Annotated in this window: 13 protein-coding genes and 1 pseudogene; 10 read left to right on the forward strand and 4 right to left on the reverse strand. The window is 67.1% G+C overall.

The window, feature by feature from the left end; translation table 11 throughout:
- Window positions 1–15 precede the first annotated feature (15 nt).
- The 5 genes from GKQ77_RS10740 to GKQ77_RS10760 all read left to right on the forward strand — a co-directional run bounded on the left by GKQ77_RS10740 (window position 16) and on the right by GKQ77_RS10760 (window position 9,819).
- On the forward strand, window positions 16–2,082 hold the full coding sequence (locus GKQ77_RS10740; protein ID WP_219688492.1) for an APC family permease: 2,067 nt from the start codon (window positions 16–18) through the stop codon (window positions 2,080–2,082).
- A gap of 137 nt (window positions 2,083–2,219) precedes the next feature.
- The gene (locus tag GKQ77_RS10745; RefSeq protein ID WP_219688493.1) at window positions 2,220–3,563 is read left to right on the forward strand and encodes a class I SAM-dependent RNA methyltransferase; all 1,344 of its coding nucleotides are present in this window, start codon (window positions 2,220–2,222) and stop codon (window positions 3,561–3,563) included.
- Between the two features lie 491 nt (window positions 3,564–4,054).
- Entirely contained in the window at window positions 4,055–5,569 is a 1,515-nt protein-coding gene (locus GKQ77_RS10750; protein WP_219688494.1) for a type I restriction-modification system subunit M, read from the forward strand.
- Window positions 5,562–6,743, forward strand: a complete 1,182-nt coding sequence (locus GKQ77_RS10755) for a restriction endonuclease subunit S (protein ID WP_219688495.1) — start codon at window positions 5,562–5,564, stop codon at window positions 6,741–6,743. Before GKQ77_RS10750 ends, GKQ77_RS10755 begins: the two co-directional genes overlap by 8 nt.
- 1 nt (window position 6,744) lies before the next feature.
- A complete protein-coding gene (locus GKQ77_RS10760; RefSeq protein WP_219688496.1) occupies window positions 6,745–9,819 on the forward strand; it encodes a type I restriction endonuclease subunit R in 3,075 nt (1,024 codons plus the stop codon).
- A 67-nt stretch (window positions 9,820–9,886) separates the two neighbouring features.
- Here GKQ77_RS10760 and GKQ77_RS10765 read toward each other — a convergent pair whose 3' ends face one another.
- Genes GKQ77_RS10765 through GKQ77_RS10780 form a run of 4 tightly spaced genes read right to left on the reverse strand, consistent with a single transcriptional unit; the run spans window position 9,887 to window position 13,514 of the window.
- The gene (locus tag GKQ77_RS10765; protein ID WP_219688497.1) at window positions 9,887–10,960 is read right to left on the reverse strand and encodes a S8 family serine peptidase; all 1,074 of its coding nucleotides are present in this window, start codon (window positions 10,958–10,960) and stop codon (window positions 9,887–9,889) included.
- Window positions 10,932–12,536 (reverse strand): S8 family peptidase, encoded by a 1,605-nt coding sequence (locus tag GKQ77_RS10770; RefSeq protein ID WP_219688498.1) that lies wholly within the window; start codon window positions 12,534–12,536, stop codon window positions 10,932–10,934. Before GKQ77_RS10770 ends, GKQ77_RS10765 begins: the two co-directional genes overlap by 29 nt.
- Window positions 12,529–13,311 carry an AAA family ATPase gene (locus GKQ77_RS10775; RefSeq protein WP_219688499.1) on the reverse strand — a complete coding sequence of 261 codons (783 nt, stop codon included), beginning with the start codon at window positions 13,309–13,311 and terminating at the stop codon, window positions 12,529–12,531. Before GKQ77_RS10775 ends, GKQ77_RS10770 begins: the two co-directional genes overlap by 8 nt.
- Window positions 13,275–13,514 carry a hypothetical protein gene (locus GKQ77_RS10780; RefSeq protein ID WP_219688500.1) on the reverse strand — a complete coding sequence of 80 codons (240 nt, stop codon included), beginning with the start codon at window positions 13,512–13,514 and terminating at the stop codon, window positions 13,275–13,277. The genes GKQ77_RS10775 and GKQ77_RS10780 overlap by 37 nt, the downstream gene beginning before the upstream one ends.
- 1,440 nt (window positions 13,515–14,954) lie before the next feature.
- On the opposite strand from GKQ77_RS10780, the gene GKQ77_RS10785 reads away from it, so the two are divergent.
- From GKQ77_RS10785 to GKQ77_RS10805, 5 genes and pseudogenes are all read left to right on the forward strand, one after another.
- Window positions 14,955–16,067 carry a carboxylate-amine ligase gene (locus GKQ77_RS10785; protein WP_219688501.1) on the forward strand — a complete coding sequence of 371 codons (1,113 nt, stop codon included), beginning with the start codon at window positions 14,955–14,957 and terminating at the stop codon, window positions 16,065–16,067.
- 127 nt (window positions 16,068–16,194) lie between these two features.
- The gene (locus GKQ77_RS10790; protein WP_308117618.1) at window positions 16,195–17,304 is read left to right on the forward strand and encodes a glycosyltransferase; all 1,110 of its coding nucleotides are present in this window, start codon (window positions 16,195–16,197) and stop codon (window positions 17,302–17,304) included.
- The gene (locus GKQ77_RS10795) at window positions 17,295–18,353 is read left to right on the forward strand and encodes a glycosyltransferase (protein ID WP_219688503.1); all 1,059 of its coding nucleotides are present in this window, start codon (window positions 17,295–17,297) and stop codon (window positions 18,351–18,353) included. The genes GKQ77_RS10790 and GKQ77_RS10795 overlap by 10 nt, the downstream gene beginning before the upstream one ends.
- Window positions 18,350–19,369: a glycosyltransferase gene (locus GKQ77_RS33880; RefSeq protein WP_219688504.1), complete on the forward strand. Its 1,020-nt coding sequence runs from the start codon at window positions 18,350–18,352 to the stop codon at window positions 19,367–19,369. The genes GKQ77_RS10795 and GKQ77_RS33880 overlap by 4 nt, the downstream gene beginning before the upstream one ends.
- Window positions 19,354–19,721, forward strand: a pseudogene (locus GKQ77_RS10805) (glycosyltransferase family 2 protein); the annotation flags it as partial. The gene GKQ77_RS33880 and the pseudogene GKQ77_RS10805, both read left to right, overlap by 16 nt.

Consider the following 19,721-nt stretch of genomic DNA (forward strand, 5'->3'; position numbering starts at 1 on the left):
CTTACGATCCTCTGCGTGTCCAAACTGACCGACGTGCCCAAACGGATCCTCATCGGGCGCGCACTGCGCAGTGACCGGCTCGGAGAAACGCTCCTGCCGAAGCGCATCGCACTCCCCGTATTCGCGTCCGACCCGCTCTCCTCCGTTGCGTACGCACCGGGAGAGGTCCTTCTCGTCCTCTCCATCGCGGGTGTGTCGGCGTACCACTTCAGCCCGTGGATCGCCGTCGCGGTCGTGGTGCTGATGTTCACCGTCGTCGCGTCGTACAGACAGAACGTGCACGCCTATCCGAGCGGTGGTGGCGACTACGAGGTCGCCAACACCAACCTCGGCCCCAAGGCGGGGCTCACCGTCGCGAGCGCCCTGCTCGTCGACTACGTCCTGACCGTGGCCGTGTCGATCTCCTCGGGCATCGAGAACCTCGGCTCGGCGGTCCCCTTCGTCGTCGAGCACAAGGTGCTCTGCGCGGTCGCCGTCATCGTCCTGCTCACGCTGATGAACCTGCGCGGCGTGAAGGAGTCCGGGAAGCTCTTCGCCATCCCGACGTACGTCTTCGTGGCGGGCGTCTTCCTCATGATCGCGTGGGGTGCCTTCCGGGGCATCGTGCTCGACGAGACCATGAAGGCGCCCACCGCCGACTACGAGATCAAGCCCGAGCACCAGGGCCTCGCCGGTTTCGCGCTGGTCTTCCTGCTCCTGAGGGCCTTCTCCTCGGGCTGTGCGGCGCTCACCGGCGTCGAGGCGATCAGCAACGGCGTCCCGGCCTTCCGCAAGCCGAAGTCCAAGAACGCCGCGACGACGCTGGCGCTCATGGGCGGCCTGGCCGTCACCATGTTCTGCGGCATCATCGCGCTCGCCATGGTGACCAAGGTCCGGATGGCGGAGTACCCGGGCAAGGACCTCTTCCACAACGGCGTCGCGGTCGGCTCGGACTACGTCCAGAACCCGGTGATCTCCCAGGTCGCCGAGGCCGTCTTCGGCCACGGCAGCCTGCTCTTCATGATCCTGGCCGCCGCCACCGCGCTGGTCCTGTTCCTCGCGGCCAACACCGCGTACAACGGTTTCCCGCTGCTCGGCTCGATCCTCGCGCAGGACCGCTATCTCCCGCGCCAGCTGCACACCCGCGGCGACCGCCTCGCGTTCTCCAACGGCATCGTGCTCCTCGCGGGCGCGGCGGCCCTGCTGGTCTTCGTCTACGGCGCCGACTCGACCCGCCTCATCCAGCTCTACATCGTCGGCGTCTTCGTCTCCTTCACGCTCAGCCAGATCGGCATGGTCCGGCACTGGAACCGCCATCTGGCCGCCGAGAAGGACCAGAACAAGCGCCGCCGCATGATCCGCTCCCGCGCGATCAACACCTTCGGCGCCTTCTTCACGGGCCTGGTCCTGGTCGTCGTCCTCGTCACCAAGTTCACGCACGGCGCCTGGGTCGCGCTGCTCGGCATGTGCATCTTCTACGTGACGATGACGGCGATCCGCCGCCACTACGACCGCGTGGCCGAGGAGATCGCCGCCCCGGAGACCCCCTCCGACGACAACATGCGTCCCTCCCGCGTCCACTCCATCGTCCTGGTCTCCAAGATCCACCGGCCGACGCTGCGCGCCCTGTCGTACGCGAAGCTGATGCGCTCCCACACCCTGGAAGCGCTCAGCATCAACGTCGACCCGGCGGAGACCAAGGCCCTCAAGGACGAGTGGGAGCGGCGCGGCATCACCGTGCCGCTGAAGGTCCTCGACTCGCCCTACCGCGAGATCACCCGGCCGATCATCGAGTACGTGAAGAACCTGCGCCGCGAGTCCCCGCGCGACGTGGTCAGCGTGATCATCCCGGAGTACGTGGTCGGCCACTGGTACGAGCACCTGCTGCACAACCAGAGCGCGCTGCGCCTCAAGGGCCGGCTGCTCTTCACCCCCGGCGTGATGGTGACGTCCGTCCCCTACCAGCTGGACTCCTCCGAGGTCGCGAAGAAGCGGGCCCGCAAGCGGCAGGAGTGGAACGCGCCGGGAGCGGTGCGGCGTGGGCCGGTGGAGAAGCCGAGGCGCACGAGGGAGAAGGAGAAGGAGCCGAGCAAGAAGCTCTGAGCTTCTCGGGACCCTCGCTGCGGCGAGGGGCGTGAGCCTGCGGAGCCCTCTCTGTGGCGAGCGGCCGGGCGACACCCACGTAGACTGGTGGGCTGTTGTCCGGCTGTTCCCTTTTTACGTTGTGGAGTCACCCCGCCATGCAGGCAGAACCGAAGAATCCGCAGGCGGGGAACTCCCTGGTCGGCAGGGAGTACGAGGTCGAGATCGGCCCCGTCGCGCACGGCGGCCACTGCATCGCCCGGACCGCCGAGGGCCAGGTGCTCTTCGTACGGCACGCGCTGCCCGGCGAGAAGGTCATCGCACGCGTGACCGAGGGCGAGGAGGGCGCGCGGTTCCTCCGGGCCGACGCGGTCACGATCCTCGACCCCTCCAAGGACCGCGTCGAGGCGCCCTGCCCCTACGCGGGCCCCGGCCGCTGCGGCGGCTGCGACTGGCAGCACGCGAAGCCTGGCGCGCAGCGCCGCCTCAAGGGCGAGGTCATCACCGAACAGCTCAAGCGCCTCGCGGGTCTGACCCCCGAGGAGGCGGGCTGGGACGGCACGGTCATGCCGGCCGAGGGCGACAAGCTGCCGCCGGGCGAGGTCCCGTCCTGGCGTACGCGCGTGCAGTACGCGGTGGACGAGGACGGCAACGCCGGCCTGCGCCGCCACCGCTCGCACGAGGTCGAGCCGATCGAGCACTGCATGATCGCGGCGGACGGCGTCTCCGAACTCGGCATCGAGCAGCGCGACTGGTCCGGCATGGCCTCGATCGAGGCGATCGCGGCGACGGGCTCCCAGGACCGCCAGGTGATCCTCGCCCCGAAGCCGGGCGCGCGCCTGCCGATCGTGGAGCTGGACAAGCCGGTCTCCGTCATGCGGGTGGAGGAGAAGGACGGCGGCATCCACCGCGTCCACGGCCGCCCCTTCGTCCGCGAGCGGGCCGACGGCCGCACCTACCGCGTGGGCAGCGGCGGCTTCTGGCAGATCCACCCGAAGGCCGCCGAGACGCTGATGCTCGCCGTCATGCAGGGCCTGCTGCCCCGCAAGGGCGACACGGCCCTCGACCTGTACTGCGGAGTCGGCCTCTTCGCGGGCGCCCTCGCGGACCGGGTCGGCGAGGCGGGCGCGGTCCTCGGCATCGAATCGGGCAAGCGTGCGGTGGAGGACGCCCGGCACAACCTCGCGGCGTTCGACCGCGTCCGCATCGAGCAGGGCAAGGTCGAGTCGGTCCTCCCGCGCACGGGCATCACCGAAGCGGACCTGATCGTCCTGGACCCGCCCCGCGCGGGCGCGGGCAAGCAGACGGTACGCCACCTGGCAGGCCTCGGCGCCCGACGCATCGCCTACGTGGCCTGCGATCCGGCGGCGCTGGCGCGGGACATCGGGTACTTCCGGGACGGGGGGTACAAGGTGCGGTCCCTGCGGGCGTTCGACCTTTTCCCGATGACGCATCATGTGGAGTGCGTGGCGATTCTTGAGCCCGCTGAGAAGGGGCGCTGACCTGCTGTTTCTTCGAGTGTGCGTTATGGGCGTTACGTGCGTTAGGTGCGATATCTTGACGCATATTCGACGCACGTGACGCACGTTTGACGCACGAACGGCCCGTTGTCTGACGGGTCGTCACGCCTGGTGTGAGCCTGCCGGGAAGGGCGCTCGCCCATGTGTGTGGGGGGTCTCCGCAGTGGGTAGTGAGGTCAGCTGTTGAGCGGTTGACCGGCCCCGCCCCTTCGCTTCTCGGCCGTGACGTTCCGTGATGCTGGGGAGGGTGTCGGACGGATGCCTTGTCAGGGGGCGTGCCCGAGGAAGGGCGTCTGGTTCGGGGATGTTGGACGGCCGGGACGGCGTGCTCAGCGGCCGCAATCACGCTCAGTTCGGCGCTTGGGTGACGGTCATCGTCTGACGGTCGCTGTTGCCTGCCGTATCGGACTCCCGAAGTGTCAGTGCCCTCCTTCATAATCGGGGCACCGTCTTCAACGAAGGACCTCACCTCTGTGACGATCACCCAGCACGAGCTCGAGTCCCGGCTGTGGGACGCCGCGAACGCGCTCCGCGGCCCCGTCGACCCCGCTGACTTCAAGACCTACGTCTTCCCAATGCTGTTCTGGAAGTGGATCAGCGACACCTGGGTCCACGAGCACGATGCGGCGTTCGATAAGTACGGCGACGACCTCGATGACGAGATTGAGGCCGAATTTCACCGGTTCGAGCTGCCCGAGGGCACGCTGTGGAGCGAGGTCACAGGGAAGGTCACCAACCTCGGTGCGGAGATCGCGAAGACCTTTCAGCGAATCGAAATGGCCAACCCCCGCTCGCTCGGCGGCGTCTTCGGCGACGCCTCGTGGGGCAACCAGGAGCGCATCCCGGAGTCGGCTCTGCTGGGGCTCATCCGAGCGTTCAACAAGATCACGCTCGACCCGTCGACAGTCTCGCACGACCTGCTTGGCGCGGGCTATGAGTACTTGCTGAAGAACTTCGCCGACGAGTCGGGCAAGAAGGCCGGCGAGTTCTTCACCCCCCGTGAGGTCGTGAACCTGCTCGTCGGGATCCTCCAACCGCAGCCGGGCGAGTCCGTCTACGACCCGTCTTGCGGCTCCGGGGGGATGCTTGTCGCGACGATCAACCAGCTGCGCGAGTCAGGCAAGGACCACCGCACGCTCAGAGCGTACGGCCAGGAGATTAACCTGACGACGGCGTCGATCGCCCGGATGAACCTGTTCCTGCACGAGATCGAGGACTTCGACATCAAGCGTGGAGACACGCTCCGCGCTCCGGCGTTCAAGGCCCCCAGCGGTGCAGTCCGGCAATTCGACGTCGTGATCGCCAACCCGCCCTTCTCGCTGGTGAATTGGGGAGCAGACCGTTGGTCCTCGGATCCGCGAGCCATCTGCGGCGTGCCGCCGGCGCAGAACGGCGACTACGCCTTCATCCAGCACATGGTCTCGTCAATGAAGCCTGGAACTGGTCGTGTCGGCGTGGTGATGCCCCACGGCGTGCTGTTCCGTGGGGGCGCGGAAGCGAAGATCCGCCAGGGCCTGATCGAGAAGCGTGTTCTGGACGCCGTCGTCGGACTACCGCCCAAGCTGTTCTACTCGACGGACATCCCGGCATGCCTGTTGATCTTCCGCAACCAGAAGCCTGCCGAACGCAACGATCACGTCCTCTTCATCGACGGCTCGGCCCGGTTCGTCAAGGGCAAGAAACAGAACCGCATGTCCCAGGATGACGTCAAGACTCTCATCGAGGCGTACCAGACAAGCAACGACCCAGATGGTGAGGGCGGTACGAACGTCCGACTGGTGCCGTTCGAGGAAATCAAGCAGAACGGCTTCGACCTGAACATCGGCCGCTACATCAAGGTCGCTGCAGAGGAAACTGCCGATCTGGGTGCAGCCTTCGTCGGCTATGCCGATGCTCGTCAACGCCGGATGGATACCGAAGCTGTCATGTTCGAGCGACTCGCAGCAGCAGGCATCGACCTGAGCATGTTCGGGATGTCCAGTGGCTGAGTGGGAGCGGGTCCGGCTCGGCGAGGTCATCACGCTGGACGTTGACGCGGTCCCGGTCGCAGCGACGACCTCCTACGACATCGTCGGCGTCTTGAACCGCGGTCGGGGCCTGTTGTTCCGGGACCCGATCGCTGGCGATGAGACCTCGTACAAGACGCTGAATCGCATCCGCCCTGAGCAGATCGTTTACAGCCGATTGAAGGCGTTCGAAGGGGCGATCACTGTCACTCCGAACGACCTGGGCGAAGTTTACGCGTCGCAAGAATTTCCCACGTTCACGTGCGGTGAGCGGATTCTACCCGAATATTTCCGGCTCTTTACCACCACAAAACGCCTGTGGGAGCAACTGCAGGCGTTGTCGACCGGCATGGGCGGCAGGCGCGAACGGGTCAAGCCCGCTGACTTCTTGACAATTGAAGTCGCTCTCCCGTCCTTGCCGGAGCAGCGCCGTATCGTTGACGTCATGGCAGCGGTGGATGGCCAGGTCGAGGCGTTGGGAGAAGAACTTCACCGAAGCCTTTCGCTGCGGGTTGCGCTCTTCCTTAGTTCGGCTGATCTGCAAGAGGTTGTTGTAGAGCATGTTGCTAATGTCTCGCAAGGCAAGGCCCTACCGAAATCCGTCCAGGGTGAGCGATCCGGTGAATTGTCGTGGTTCAAGATCGCCGATATGGTCGGACGTGGGAACGAAGACGGATATACCTACGCTGAAACGCGATTGTCCCCTGAGCAGGTCGAATCATTGAAGGGAATCGCCGTACCGGCCGGCTCTGTTGTGTTTCCGCGAGTAGGCGCCGCTGTCTTGACTGAGAAGAAGCGCATCCTCGACGTCGATGCGGCGGTTGACGAGAATCACCTCGTACTTACGCCGAAGGAAGGGGTCCCCCCGGAGTGCCTACTCGCCGCCACCGAATCGATCCGGTTGGCGGAATTGGTTCAGCCGGGAGCTGTCCCATCCTTGAATATGGGGCTAATTCGGAGCGCACGGATCCCGTGGCCAGCGGAATCAGGTACTGACCTCAACGACACACTTGCACGGCTGCGCGCGACGACCAGGGCATTGCGAGGGGAACTCTTGCACATCCGAACGTTCCGCTCCGCGCTCCTGGCCTCCCTCATCAATCAGGAAACCGAGATTGCCGAGTCGTACGACGCGCTACTCAAGGGGGTTTGCTGACATGGGGTGGACAGAAGCGAGCACTATCCAGCGCTCACTGCTGGAGTGGGCGGAGGAGGCTGGCTGGGAGCGTCTCCAAGGAGCCGCGTTACCGCGTGACGAGCATGACGTCATCGTTGAAGACTGGGCACGCGAAGCCTTGATCGCGCTGAACCCAGAGTTGGTCGACGACCCTGAGTCGGCGGACCTCGTTCTGCATGAGGTCAATCAGGCTGTCCTCGATGCACATAATGGCCTCGTTGCAGCCAACGAGCGGCTGACCGTGATGCTTCGGGGCGACCACTCATTCACGACAATCGACGGTAAGCATGTGCCTCGTCGGCTGATCGACTTCGAAGACATCAACAACAACCGCTTCACTGTCGCTGACGAGGTCACCATCAGCGGTGCGACCAAACCACGCCGCTTCGATGTCGTTTACTACGTCAACGGGTTTCCGCTGGTCGTAGCCGAGACCAAGACGCCTGTGAAGCACCAGGTCTCGTGGGTCAACGCCGCAAAGGACCTTCACGACGTGTACGAGGAGGAGTACCCGAACTTCTTCGCGACGAACGTCTTCAACGTCGCCACCGAGGGCCTGGAACTCCGCATGGCTCCGATCCGTGCAGTTCCAGACCCCGACTCCGAGATCTGGGCCCCGTGGGGATCTACTGAGGACGACCCGAAGACCGTCACGGGACCAGCTCGTGTCGAGCGGGCTGCGCGCTTGCTGCTGTGGCCAGAGACTCTCCTAGCGATCCTCAAGGACCTGGTGATGTTCCGTCACGCTCGGGACGCCTCCGAGGTCGACATCAAGTTCTTGCCCCGCTACCCGCAGTTCGAGGCGGCTCTGGCGATCCACGCCAAGGTGCTTGCCGACCGTCCTGGCGGATTGATCTGGCATCACCAGGGATCGGGCAAGACCGAACTCATGGCGTTCGCCGCCGCCCGTTTGCTACGTGATGACGCGGTAACGGAGAAGTTCGGAAGCGCGCCGACGGTCATCGTGATCGCCGACCGTAAGGATCTGGTCCGGCAGACGGCAGATATGTTCGAGACTGCCGGCATGCCGCGGATGACGGTGCCCCGCAACCGGCGCGAGCTGCACGGCCTGCTACGCAGCGGTGAGTCGGGCGTGGTCATCACGACCGTGCACAAGTTCGCTGAGGCCGGCCATCTGAACAACCGGTCGAACATTGTGGTCCTCGTCGACGAGGCGCACCGCTCGCAGGAGGGGAAGTTCGGCGACGCGTGGCGCGCGGCGGTGCCAAACGCGAAGTTCTTCGGCGCGACGGGTACTGCGATCGAGGACAAGGACCGTTCGACGTTCAAGCTGTTCGGCGACCCTGACGACCCGGACTTTGTGATGTCGCGGTACACGCCGGAGCAATCTATCGCCGACGGGTTCACCAAGCCGGTGATCGTGGAGGGCCGGTCTGTCGGGTTCAACCTCGACAAGGAAGCCTTGGACGAGGCTTTCGACGAGCTGGCCACAAAGGAAGGCCTGGACGAGGAGGAGAAAGTCTTCCTTTCGGGAAAGGCTTCTCACGTCGAGACGATCCTGTCCAACCCTGAGCGCGTGGCGGCCGTGTGTGCCGACATCGTCGACCACTTCCTAACCTATGTCGCACCTTTGGGGCAGAAGGCTCAGGTCGTGGCCTACAACCAGCGCCTTGTGATCGCGTACACCAGGGCCATCGAGGCCGAGCTGGAGCGCCGTGCTGCAGTCATGCCGGACGGACAACTTCGTGAGGTCGGTGTGGTGATGCACGTCGCCGACAGCAAGGAGACCCCCAAGGAATACAAGAAGCACCTGCTTACTCCCGAGCAGGAGGAGGCGCTTAAGCGCCGCTTCAAGAAGGTCGACGACCCGTTGTCGTTCATCGTCGTCACCGCGAAGTGGATGACCGGCTTCAACGCACCCATCGAAGGCGTGCTGTATCTCGACAAGCCTGCCAAGGACACGAACCTCTTCCAGACGATCACGCGGCCCAACCGTCCGTGGAAGAACCCGGTCACCGGCCAGCGCAAGGACTTCGGGCGGGTCGTCGACTACATCGGTCTCGCGAGGGCCATCGGCAAGGCAGTCGCCGGTCCGAAGGTGAAGGATGACAAAGAGGACGAGCTCAACGTCACCGACGCCTCCAAGCTGGCGGGGAAATTCGTCACCGACCTCACGCGTCTACTCCATCTGTTCGACGGCATTGACACCATTGACTCATCATTCGAATCCCTCGCCGAGGCCCACGAGCGAATCCCCGAGGGCGGTGCGCAGCGCACCGAGTTCATCGAGACCTACGTCGCGTTGCAGACGGTGTGGGAGTTCCTCGACCCGCACCCGATGCTGCGGCCGTTCAAGGGGCAGTACTTCTGGCTCGCGAAGGTATACGAGTCAATCCGACCCAAGGACGTCTCCAAGGCTTTCCTCTGGGCACGTCTCGGCGCGAAGACCACTGACCTGATTCACGGCCACATGAGCGATGTGGGAGTGAAGTCGATGCCGTCGAAGACAGTCACGCTGGACGCTGCCGGCCTAGCGTTGGTGAAAAAGATCGCCGAGCAGCTCAAGCTTTCCGAGCGGCAGACTCCGGAGTCGAAAGCCGAGGACGTGTACCAGGAGGTCCTCGACTCTATCGAGGTGCGCCTCAGGCGTCGGCTGGCCGATACCGAGAGCCCTGCGTATCGGTCGCTGGCGGAGCGGATAGAGAAGCTCCGCGCCAAGGCGATCGAGAACGTCGAAGACTCGCTGGCCTTCCTCGAGGAAGCCCTGAAGATCGCTCAGGACGTGGTCGCCGCGGATCGGGCGGCGGAACAGGGCGACCAGGGAGCGCTCGACCGACTGGCCGATCCCAAGCGTGGGGCGCTCACTCAGATCGTCGCGGAGAACACACCGCCTGGGCTGCATAAAATCGTCCCCGACATAGTCTCGCGGATCGACTCGATCGTCGTCGAGGTCGCCTATGCCGGTTGGAGCGCGAGCGACGCGGGCGACAAACGCGTGCGTCGCGAGCTACGTTCCGCCTTGAAGGAGTACAGCTTGCCGATCAAGGGCGAGCTGTTCGACCGCACTTACGAGTACGTGCGGGAGAACTATTGAACGACGTCACGACCGGAATCATTGTAAGGAGTGCTCAAGTGCTCTGGGTGGAAATGCCAGGGCAAGGTCACCAGCCAAGCTCCATCTGGACAGCGATACCGCTGGCGATCTCGTTCTGACCAGCCGGTGCGATCTCCACCGGTACGCCGAGCTGCGTGGCGACGGGCGTGTACAGGTCGGTGGAGACCTCCGGGGTTTGCAGGGATACCAGGAGGGCGTAGCTGACGGGCAGGCCGATTCGGTCCTTGCGCTTGTTCGCCTTCCACCAGCCGCCAACGGGGTAGACCGCGAGCATGCCGCAGTCGGCGAGTTCGACGGCGGAACCGCGCCAGATGTCCGCGTGCAGGGAGCCGAGGTTGCGGGATCGGGGGCCGACCAGCCAGCGGCTGTCGGACTCGAACGCCTTGGGGTTGCCGGTGCCGTCGGTTTCTTGTTCGGCCTGTTCGGCCAGGCGGCTTTGGAATGCGTCGGCGGATTCTGTGGGGCCTTTGATGGCGAAGCGAAGGCCGTGCGAGGCGTAGCTGTAGCGACCGACCATGCCGCGCCGGCCGGGATTGGGCTCAACCATGTAGGCGAGCGTCACGCGCAGGTCGACTGTGGTCTCGGCCAGGTCGCGCAGCTGCTCCAGCGGCCAGGGCAGTTCGTGCAGTTTCAGTTCGGCCAGCCGAACCTGTCCGTTCTTGCCCTGCTTCAGCGGGACCAGAGTGTTCTGGATGATCATTGTGACGGCGTTGGAAGCGCTGCTTCGGATGCGTTCGGCGGTGGGGACTCCCCAGCCGTACCGGCGGATCACCTGTCGCATGAGCTCGCCCTTGTTGAGTTTGGGGGCGCCGGTCTTCTTGAACAGGCCAGGCTCGACCATGGCCGGAGTCCACTGGGCCTCGTGGACGAGCAGGGCTCGGACCGTCTCCGCCCGTAGTCCGGGGTATGTGGTCATCGCGGTGGCGGCTAGGGCTGCTGCCTGGGCGGTCGCGGCGCTCGTGGCGTTGGCCCAGGCCAGCTGGTGCGCGGCGTCGTGGTGGGTGGTTGGCACGCTCAACAGCTCGTGCGGGTCCATGAAACTGTCGTCCGGGGCAACGAGCAGATTGCCGCCCTCCAGGACGATGTCGGGCTTAGTGATGGCCGCGTTGGTCAGGGCCACCGAAGTCCGGCTGAACGGGGACAGGCCGCCCGAAGCGGCCAAGGGCCGGTAACCCTGGAACGGGGGGGGTGGCGGGGACGGTGTCCAGATGGGTGCAAGCGCCGACGGTCAGCACATTGTGTGCCTGGGCGGGTTCCTCGATCCGGGACAGGTCGCATAGCAGCAAGGGGTCGAGTCGGCCGTTGTCGTCACGCATCTGGTGGGGGAGGTGCCCGCGGACGTTGCCGGCGCTGACGATGATCAGCCGCGACGCCTGCGGGTCCGGTGCGCCGATGAGGTCGATGCGGTCCTCGCGTACGGCCACACTTGTTCCGGCTGCCAAAGCGTCCAGGGTGGCCGACCACAGGGTCGCTGTGCCGTCGACACCGTTCTCGCCGTCCCGGGACCACCGGGTGACGGCCATGGAGAAGACCCGGGCGGATGGTGCGGGACCGCCGTTGCCGATCTCAGCGGTGGCCACCGCGTTCGCGGTCGTCTCAGCCAAGGTCCGCGGGGACTCGACCGGCGCAAGACCGTCGTCGAGGATCTTCACGGACTCAAGCCCGTGGCCGAGAACCACGGGGCCCTGTGCTTCCAGGGCTGAGGTGAGATCGCCGAACAGAGCGAGACCGGCCATCTGTGTACCGTGTCCGTTCCGATCGGCCGGGCCCCTGCCGGGCAGCACACTGTAGGCGCGCTCGTGCAGTGCCGGCTTTAGCAGCGGATGCTCCTGCGCTATCCCCGTGTCCAGGACGCACACCGTGGGTGCGTGCGGGGCGGCCGGCTTGACGCGCTGGGCGAGGTCCTCGACGAGGTTCACCCGGAAGGAGCGGTCGACGGCGTAGAGGCCCTCGGCGAACGTCGGTGTGCGGATCTCGACAGGGCAGGCGTTCGTGCCCAGCAGGAACGCGAGGTCGTTCCCAGTCGCCAAGACGTGTGCTACGAGGCGTTCGCCCACATGGATCGCCCGGTCGCTCATCCGCCACTGCCGCGCCTCGGTCAGGGCGCGCAGAGTGGCGACCGGGTCCGTCGGTGAGATCCGCGGGTCGAACCACAGTTCCCACCACCGCTCGTCGTCCAGCGGCGGCAGCTCGTGCCGCTCTTGCCAGAGGTGTTCCATTAGCGCTCGCTGGATCTGCTCCATGTTGGCCACGAGCGCGGCCTGCTGAGGATTGCCGTCGTCGGTGTCCTGGGTGAAGGCGGCGATCCGCTGCGTGAATGAGGTGACCTTGTCGAACGGGATCCACACCAGCGCGTCCTGCTGACGGTCGTCGGTCTGCGGATGGCTGCTCATCAGGGTCAGACCGGAGCCGTCCAAACGTTCCAGCTGAAGCGGATGGTCGCGCGCTGCCTCGATCCGCACCGCGAAACCGTCGGGACGGAACCCGTCGGGTGCCTCCTGGGCGAGCCGAGCCGATTCCCGCTCGGCCGTTTCCAGACCGTCGACCAGCGTGGCTGCGTGCCTGTTGCGGTCCTCACGACGGACAAGCTTCGAACCGCCTCCACCGGAGGGCTCGGAACGCGGTGTCAGGGTGGCGGCCTGCCAGGGCACCATCAGGTGTGGCGTGGAACGTCCGGCGAAAGAGAGCTCAGGCATGGTGTGAGGCGTGCCGTTCGCTCAGGGCTTCCAGCAGCAGCTGCTCGTCCACCACGTCCAGGTCGGCGAGGATGGCCCGCTTGGCCGCGGCCTCCGCCGCCTTGACCAGCTCGGCATGGCTCAAACCGGATGCACTGTCTGTCACAGCACTCCACCGTAGTGTGCTCGTATCCATTCCGGCTAGGCGTCGGCGCATCACCTGAACCGCCTGCTCGGGAGTGGGAGGGCCGTAGGTGACGACCATGTCGAAACGGCGGAACAGCGCCCGGTCCAGAAGTTGGTGGTGATTGGTGCCGGCCACCACGAGGCTCTCGGAGGGCGCCTCGTCGAGGAACAGCAGGAACGAGTTCAGGATCCTTCGGGCCTCGCCGACGTCATTACCCGCCGCCCGCTCAGCCCCGAGCGCATCGAACTCGTCGAACAGATAGACCGCCCGTGTCTGGGCCACCGCGTCGAAGACCAGCCGCAGCTTTGCCGCCGTCTCGCCCATGAACCGGCTGATCAGACCGTCCAGGCGGATGGTGAACAACGGCAGCTTCAGCTCGCCGGCCAGTGCCGAAGCCGTCATGCTCTTGCCCGTGCCCGGGGGCCCCGACAGCAGGATCCGGTGTACTGGAGTAAAGCCGAAACGCTCCAGCCTGGCACGCTGGCGTTGCTCGTGCAGCACCCGGTCCAGAGAGGCGAGCAGCCCGGCATCCAGAGTCATGTCGTCGAGCTGTGTGTCGGGGTACCCGGCCGTCAGCAGGCTGGAGAGCTCACCGCGGGGCTGCACCACCGGCGTCGCGGCACGCCGCTTTCGGCCTGCCCCTGTTTCTGCCGTGCGGCCTCGACCAGCTCCCGCAGGTCCACAGCGAACTTTCCCTGCCCTTGGCGGGCAGACTTCGCCGCCACCTGCAGGGCCACGCTGTAGAAGAGATCGTCATCGGCTTCGGCATGCGCGCGCACCAGGGCTTTCAGGTGCTCGGCGTTCGCTGCCATCGCCTGTCACCCTTCTGATGCTGGCTTCCTCGTACGAGAGCGTTCGGTGATTCGATACCCGGGACCCGCGAAGGCACCCGCGCCTGCATCGTACGGCCCTCTTGGACCGGCCGCCGCCAGAGTGGGCATGGCCGGGGTGAGCCGCAGCGACGCCACACCGACGGCGACCGTATCCCGCTGCTGCCGGACATGGTCGCCAAGAAAACCTTCCAGGGCCGGTCGCACTGCAGGCCCTGGCGTTCGATGAGCCTGCCGCGTCAAGCGGACACGGCACCGGGGCGGAAGAGCTGGGCCCGTGTCCGGAACTGGTGGCCCCGCAGCGGTGGACGAAGAGGGCCTCGACGTGTGTCATGTGATCGATGTCGGCTGCATCGACGCTTTCGTTGGGAGCGTGGGCGAGGCACAGGGGTTCTTCGACGTGGGGGTTCTGTTCAGCGAGGCCGTTGCGCAGGGAATGGAACCGTCCTGTCCGAGGTAGGCCATGGGCTTGCCGTAGACCTCGGTGATGGCCTGGTCGAGGGTGGTTGTACGCGGGGCCATCGATGCCGCCGCGCGGATGCCGGAGCCGCTGCTCTCGGTCTTGACGGTGACGCGCGCCCCAGGGGACGGCGACGCGCAGGGGGATGAGAGCTGCGAAGGTGTCGTCGGCGTCGGCGTCGGCGTCGGTGCCGGGTGGGGCGCGCAGCGAGCCACAGGCACGGGCGGGCGGTACGGAGGCGGAGGAGCCGACGACGGGCGGACAGTCGATGCCGATGACGAGTGACGGCGGGCCGGGACCACGGCTGGTCGGCGATGGTGCAGGTACCGGTGAGCCGGATCCGTCAAGGACGCTGGCCTCAGTGTGGACTGCTGCTCGTCAAAGTCGACCCCGTCCCCAGCTCTCGCAGTCGAGGCTGTCGATGCGCGTGGCCCCCATCTCGGGGCCCGCAAGGTAGACAAGGCATAGATGAGGGCGTCCAGGGCGTGGCCTCCACACATGCCGGAGTGGATCTCGCCCCTTGATCGTCTCGACGGTGACGACGATGTTTGCCAAGTCCCGCAAGAAAGGCGGTTGCGACTCCCCCTGTCGACGGCGGCGTTGCTGATGTCGCAGATCAGGGAGGCGCTGGCCTGAAAGTGCTCGGGGTGCTGGGCACCTCTGTCCGAGTCCTCTGGCTGTGGAGATCCGTCGGCGCTCTCTGGCGTGCGTCAGAGGTCGCCCGTAGCGCCCATAGCGCACGTAATGCACATTGATCTTGAGTCCGTTTTGCGATCTGCGGGCTGCTGACCTGTGGTTTTCCTCAACATGTTTTGGCTCTACATGTTTTTTATGACGCATCATGTGGAGTGCGTCGCGATTCTGGAGCCGGCCGCGAAGGGCTCCTGACCTGCGGTCTGGAACATCCAGCTTCAGCTCGGTAGATACCGGTAAGGAAGTCTCAGACGGGGTACCACGGTTTCGTGATCACCGTTGGAGTTGAAGAGGAATACCTGCTCCTGGACCCGGCGACCGGGCAGCCGGCCGCCCGGTCGGAGGAGGTGCGCAGGGCTGCGGGTCTTGACGACGTCGCGGAGGAGAGCGAAGTCCAGCCGGAGCTCTTGCAGGCCCAGGTGGAGGTCGCCACCCCCGTGTGCCGGGAGCTGACCGAGGTGGCCGGCCACCTGCTGCGCCTGCGCCACGCGCTGAGCACCGCGGCGGAGCGCTCCGGGTGCCGCCTGGCCGCCACCGGGTCGGCTCCGGTGGTGGGTGAGGGGCACGTGCCGGTCACCAGCGGGCGCCGCTACGGGCGGCTGTACGACAAGGGCGGCCGGTTGGCGGAAGAACTGCTGGTCAATGGGATGCACGTGCATGTCGGCATGCCGGACCGGGAAACAGGCGTGGCTGTCCTCAACCGGATCCGGGGGTGGCTGCCCACGCTCCTCGCGATGTCGGCGAACTCTCCGTTCTGGGAGGGCCGCGACACCTCGTTCGCGAGCTGGCGCACTCTTGTCTTCAACCGCTGGCCGGTCGGCGGCGTTCCCCCGCACTTCGACGGCCTCACCGATTACGAAGAGAGCATCGACGCACTGATCGCCTCCTCCGTCATCAGCGACACGGGCCAGTTGTACTGGCACGCCCGGCTCTCCGAGCATTACCCCACCGTGGAAGTGCGTTGCATGGACGTCCAGCTCCGGGTCGACGACGCGGTCATGCTTGCCGGGATCGTCCGCGCTCTGGCCGCTACAGCGCTGCGTGACCACAAGAACGACGTCCCCGTGCCGAGGGTTCGGCCTGAAATCCTGCAGGCAGCCATGTGGCACGCGGCCCGCCATGGCCTTTCCTCCACACTTCTGGACCCCCACGGCCGTCCCGGGCCGGCCGGTGACGTGCTGTGCGGGCTGGTCGAACACATCACTCCCGCCCTGGAGGAGCACGGCGACACGCGCCACGTGGGGCCCCTCATCAGTCGTCTTCTGCGCGAAGGCACCGGCGCCGACCAGCAACGCGACGCCCTGACACGAGGCGCGGACATGACCGCTCTGGCTGACTTCATCACCCAGGAGACGATTCTCGGAGCGCCTGAGCCCGGCTGAGGGCGGCACCGCGAGGGTGCGGGACCTGCGGTCCGCGGTCCGGGCTGTGTCCTGGATGCGAAGTTTGGGGGGGTTCTCCACAATGGGACAGGCAGACCCCGCTGCCTCCCCCGGCTCTGGAGGACACGTGTCCGATCACCCGTCGCCACCGGCCCACGCGTCACACCGGATCCGCGTTGCCTCGGTGCCCGCGGGGCACGTGTACGTGCGGCACTGCTCGATACCGGAGTCCGACGGCGTCATACGTCTGCGGGACCCCCGCCCCAACGGCGCTCCCAGCACTTCGCAGCGGTGGTGGCCGCCGGTCATGCTGGACCCGGCCTGGGTGAGCGAGCACCACGAGGACTTCGATGTCTTCCATCTGCACTTCGGGTTCGACGCCCAGAGCCCCGCGCAGCTGAGCGCCCTGGCGGAGGCCCTGCGCCGGCACGGCAAGCCCTTCGTATACACGGTGCACGACCTGCGTAATCCGCATCAGCCCGACCCGGCGATCCACGACGCGGCCCTGGACGTCCTTGTGCCCGCCGCCGACCGGCTCATCACGCTCACCCCCGGCGCCGCCCGCGTCATCGACGACCGGTGGGGGCGCACAGCCGTCGTTCTGCCGCATCCTCACGTCGTCGAACTGCCACGTCTGGGCCAGGCGCGGCCCCACCGCGACCGCTTCCGGATCGGAGTGCACGCCAAGAGCCTGCGCCCCAACATGTCCGTGCTGCCCGTCGTGCGCGTCCTCGCCGAGGCGGCGGCCGAACTCCCGGGCGCGGAACTCCAGGTGAACCTCCACCATGACGTGGCGGACGTTTCATCCCCGGCACACGCCCCGGCACTCGTGAACGAACTGCGCGACCTCGCCGACCGGGGGCGCCTCACCCTTCAGGTGCACGACTACTTCGACGACGACCAGCTCTGGGACTATCTGACCTCGCTCGACCTGTCCGTACTGCCTTATCTGTTCGGCACCCACTCCGGGTGGCTGGAGGCGTGCCACGACCTGGGCACCGCGGTGGCCGCACCGGACTGCGGTTTCTACGCGCAGCAGCGGCCGTGTCTCACGTACGGGCACACCCAGGACGGCGGTCTGGACGAGGAGTCGCTGCGCAAGGCGGTGCTCACCGCTTTCGACGAGCGGCCCGCGCCCCGGGCGACGGTGCGCCGGCGTGCGCAGGAGCGGGCCGACCTCGCCGCCGCGCACTACGCCCTCTACGACGACGTGCTGCGGGAGGCGTCGTGCGGGTAGCCCTGATCGCGTCCGCGCGCTTCCCCATCACCGAGCCGTTCGCCGGGGGCCTCGAAGCGCACACCTGGGGACTCGCCCAGGCGCTGACCCGCCGCGGCCACCAGGTGGAACTGTTCGCGGCACCCGGATCCGACCCGGCCCTCGGCGCACGCGAACTGCCCGTGCGCAGAGTGGAGTTCAGCTCATCCGCGTGTGCGGACACCAGCATGCCGGGCCTTGACTGGATGGAGGAGCACCACGCCTATCTCGGGCTGATGCTGGACCTGGCGCAGGACGGCGCGCACCGGTTCGACGTCGTCCACAACAACAGCCTGCACTACCTGCCGATCGCGATGGCCCCGGCGCTGAAGATGCCCGTGATCACGACACTGCACACGCCGCCGACGCCCTGGCTGGAGTCCGCCATCCAGGTCCGGGACGCCTGCCCCGTGGTCTTCACCGCTGTCAGCGAGTTCACGGCGTCGGCCTGGCGCACCAGCGTGCCCCGCGCCCGCGTGGTGCGCAACGGCATCGACACGGACTTCTGGCAGCCGGGACCGGGGGGCACCGGCCTGGTGTGGTCAGGGCGGCTGGTCCCTGAGAAGGGGCCGCATCTGGCGATCAGGGCCGCTCGCGCGGCGGGGATTCCGCTGCGGCTCGCGGGACCGATCTCCGACGAGCGGTACTTCGAGGAAGAGGTGGCACCCCTGCTGGGGGAGGGCGCCCAGTACGTGGGCCACCTCGACCGGCGCGGCCTCGTCGAGTGGCTGGGAGGCGCGGCCGCCGCCCTGGTCACGCCAGGCTGGGACGAGCCGTACGGCCTCGTGGTCGCCGAGGCGCTGGCCTGCGGCACCCCGGTGTGCGGCTTCGATCGCGGCGCACTCGCCGAGATCCTCACCCCCGACTGCGGTCTGCTCGCTCCCGACGGGGATGTGGAGGCCCTGGCCGAACTCATCCCACGGGCCATGGAACTGGACCGCGCAGCGGCGCGGCGACGTGCCGAGGAATTCTGTTCGCTCGACCGTGCCGCCGACGCCTACACCGCCCTGTACGAAGAGGTGGCGGGGTGATCGGCTACTACGTCCACCACCAGGGGCTCGGGCATCTGCACCGTGCCCAGTGCATCGCGGCCCACCTGCCGCTTCCCGTCACCATCCTCTCCTCGCTGCCTCAGCCCGCCACCTGGTCGGGGCCCTGGGTCGGGCTGCCGCCGGACACGGACTCGGACCCGCTCGACCCGACGGCCCGGGGGCGCCTGCACTGGGTGCCCCTTCACCATCCGGGGCACCGCGAACGCATGGGCACCATCGCCGAGTGGATCCGGCGCGAGAAACCCGGACTGTTCGTCAGCGATGTGTCGGTGGAGGCCGCCGCCCTGGCGCGGCTCATGGGAATCCCGGTCGTCGTCGCGGCCATGCGCGGAGACCGGCAGGACGAGGCCCACCGCCTCGGCTACGACCTGGCGGACGCCCTCCTGGCGCCGTGGCCCGAGTCCCTGCCCGAGCCGGGATGGCCCGCCCACTGGCTCGCCAAGACCCTGCACACAGGGAGCATCTCGCGTTACGACGGCCGGCCCCGACCCGCACCCCACGGCCCCGGCTCTCCCTCCGGCAAGGAGGTGGTGGTGATGCTCGGAGCCGGTGGCAACGATGTCGACGCGGGGCGGTTGCGGGAGGCGCAGCGGGCCACCCCCGAGTGGTCGTGGACCGTCCTGGGCGGGCCTGACGGTCGCTGGGTCGAAGAGCCGTGGCCAGTGCTCTGCCGGGCTCGGGTCGTCGTCACCCATGCCGGGCAGAACGCCATCGCGGAGTGCGCGGCCGCCAGAGTCCCCGCCATCGTCATCCCGCAGGACCGGCCCCACGGCGAGCAGCACGCCACGGCGCGGGCGCTGCACGCATCGGGTCTGGCGACCGTCATCGACACCTGGCCGCACCCAGGGGCCTGGTCCGGCCTGCTGGAGGAAGCCACCGGCCGGCCGGACCGCTGGGCCCAGTGGTCACCGGGCGACGGCGCACGGCGCGCCGCGCGACTGCTCACCCGCCTGTCGACCCGCACACCCCGGCGAGACCCATGCGTACCGCGGTGATCACCCTCGCGGCGGGTCGGCACAGCCATCTGATCCTCCAGCAGGACGGCCTGGCGTCCGGCACCTGCCGCCCCGACCACTACGTGGTCGTGTCCATGGCCGACCCGGACATCCCCCGCCACACCGCCGGCCGCGACCCCGTGGCGGATGTGGCCTGCCTGGCGCTGATCGAGGGCCGTCTGCCGCTGGCCGCCGCCCGCAACGCCGGAGCCGCACGTGCCCTCGCGGCCGGCGCGGAGCTGCTGGTCTTCCTGGACGTGGACTGTGTGCCAGGCCCCACGCTCGTGCAGCGTTACGCGGAAGCCGCCGCGGAAGGCGCCCTGTTGTGCGGAACCGTCGCCTACCTTCCACC

It is taken from the genome of Streptomyces anatolicus, assembly GCF_019400875.1.
Classification (GTDB): domain Bacteria; phylum Actinomycetota; class Actinomycetes; order Streptomycetales; family Streptomycetaceae; genus Streptomyces; species Streptomyces anatolicus.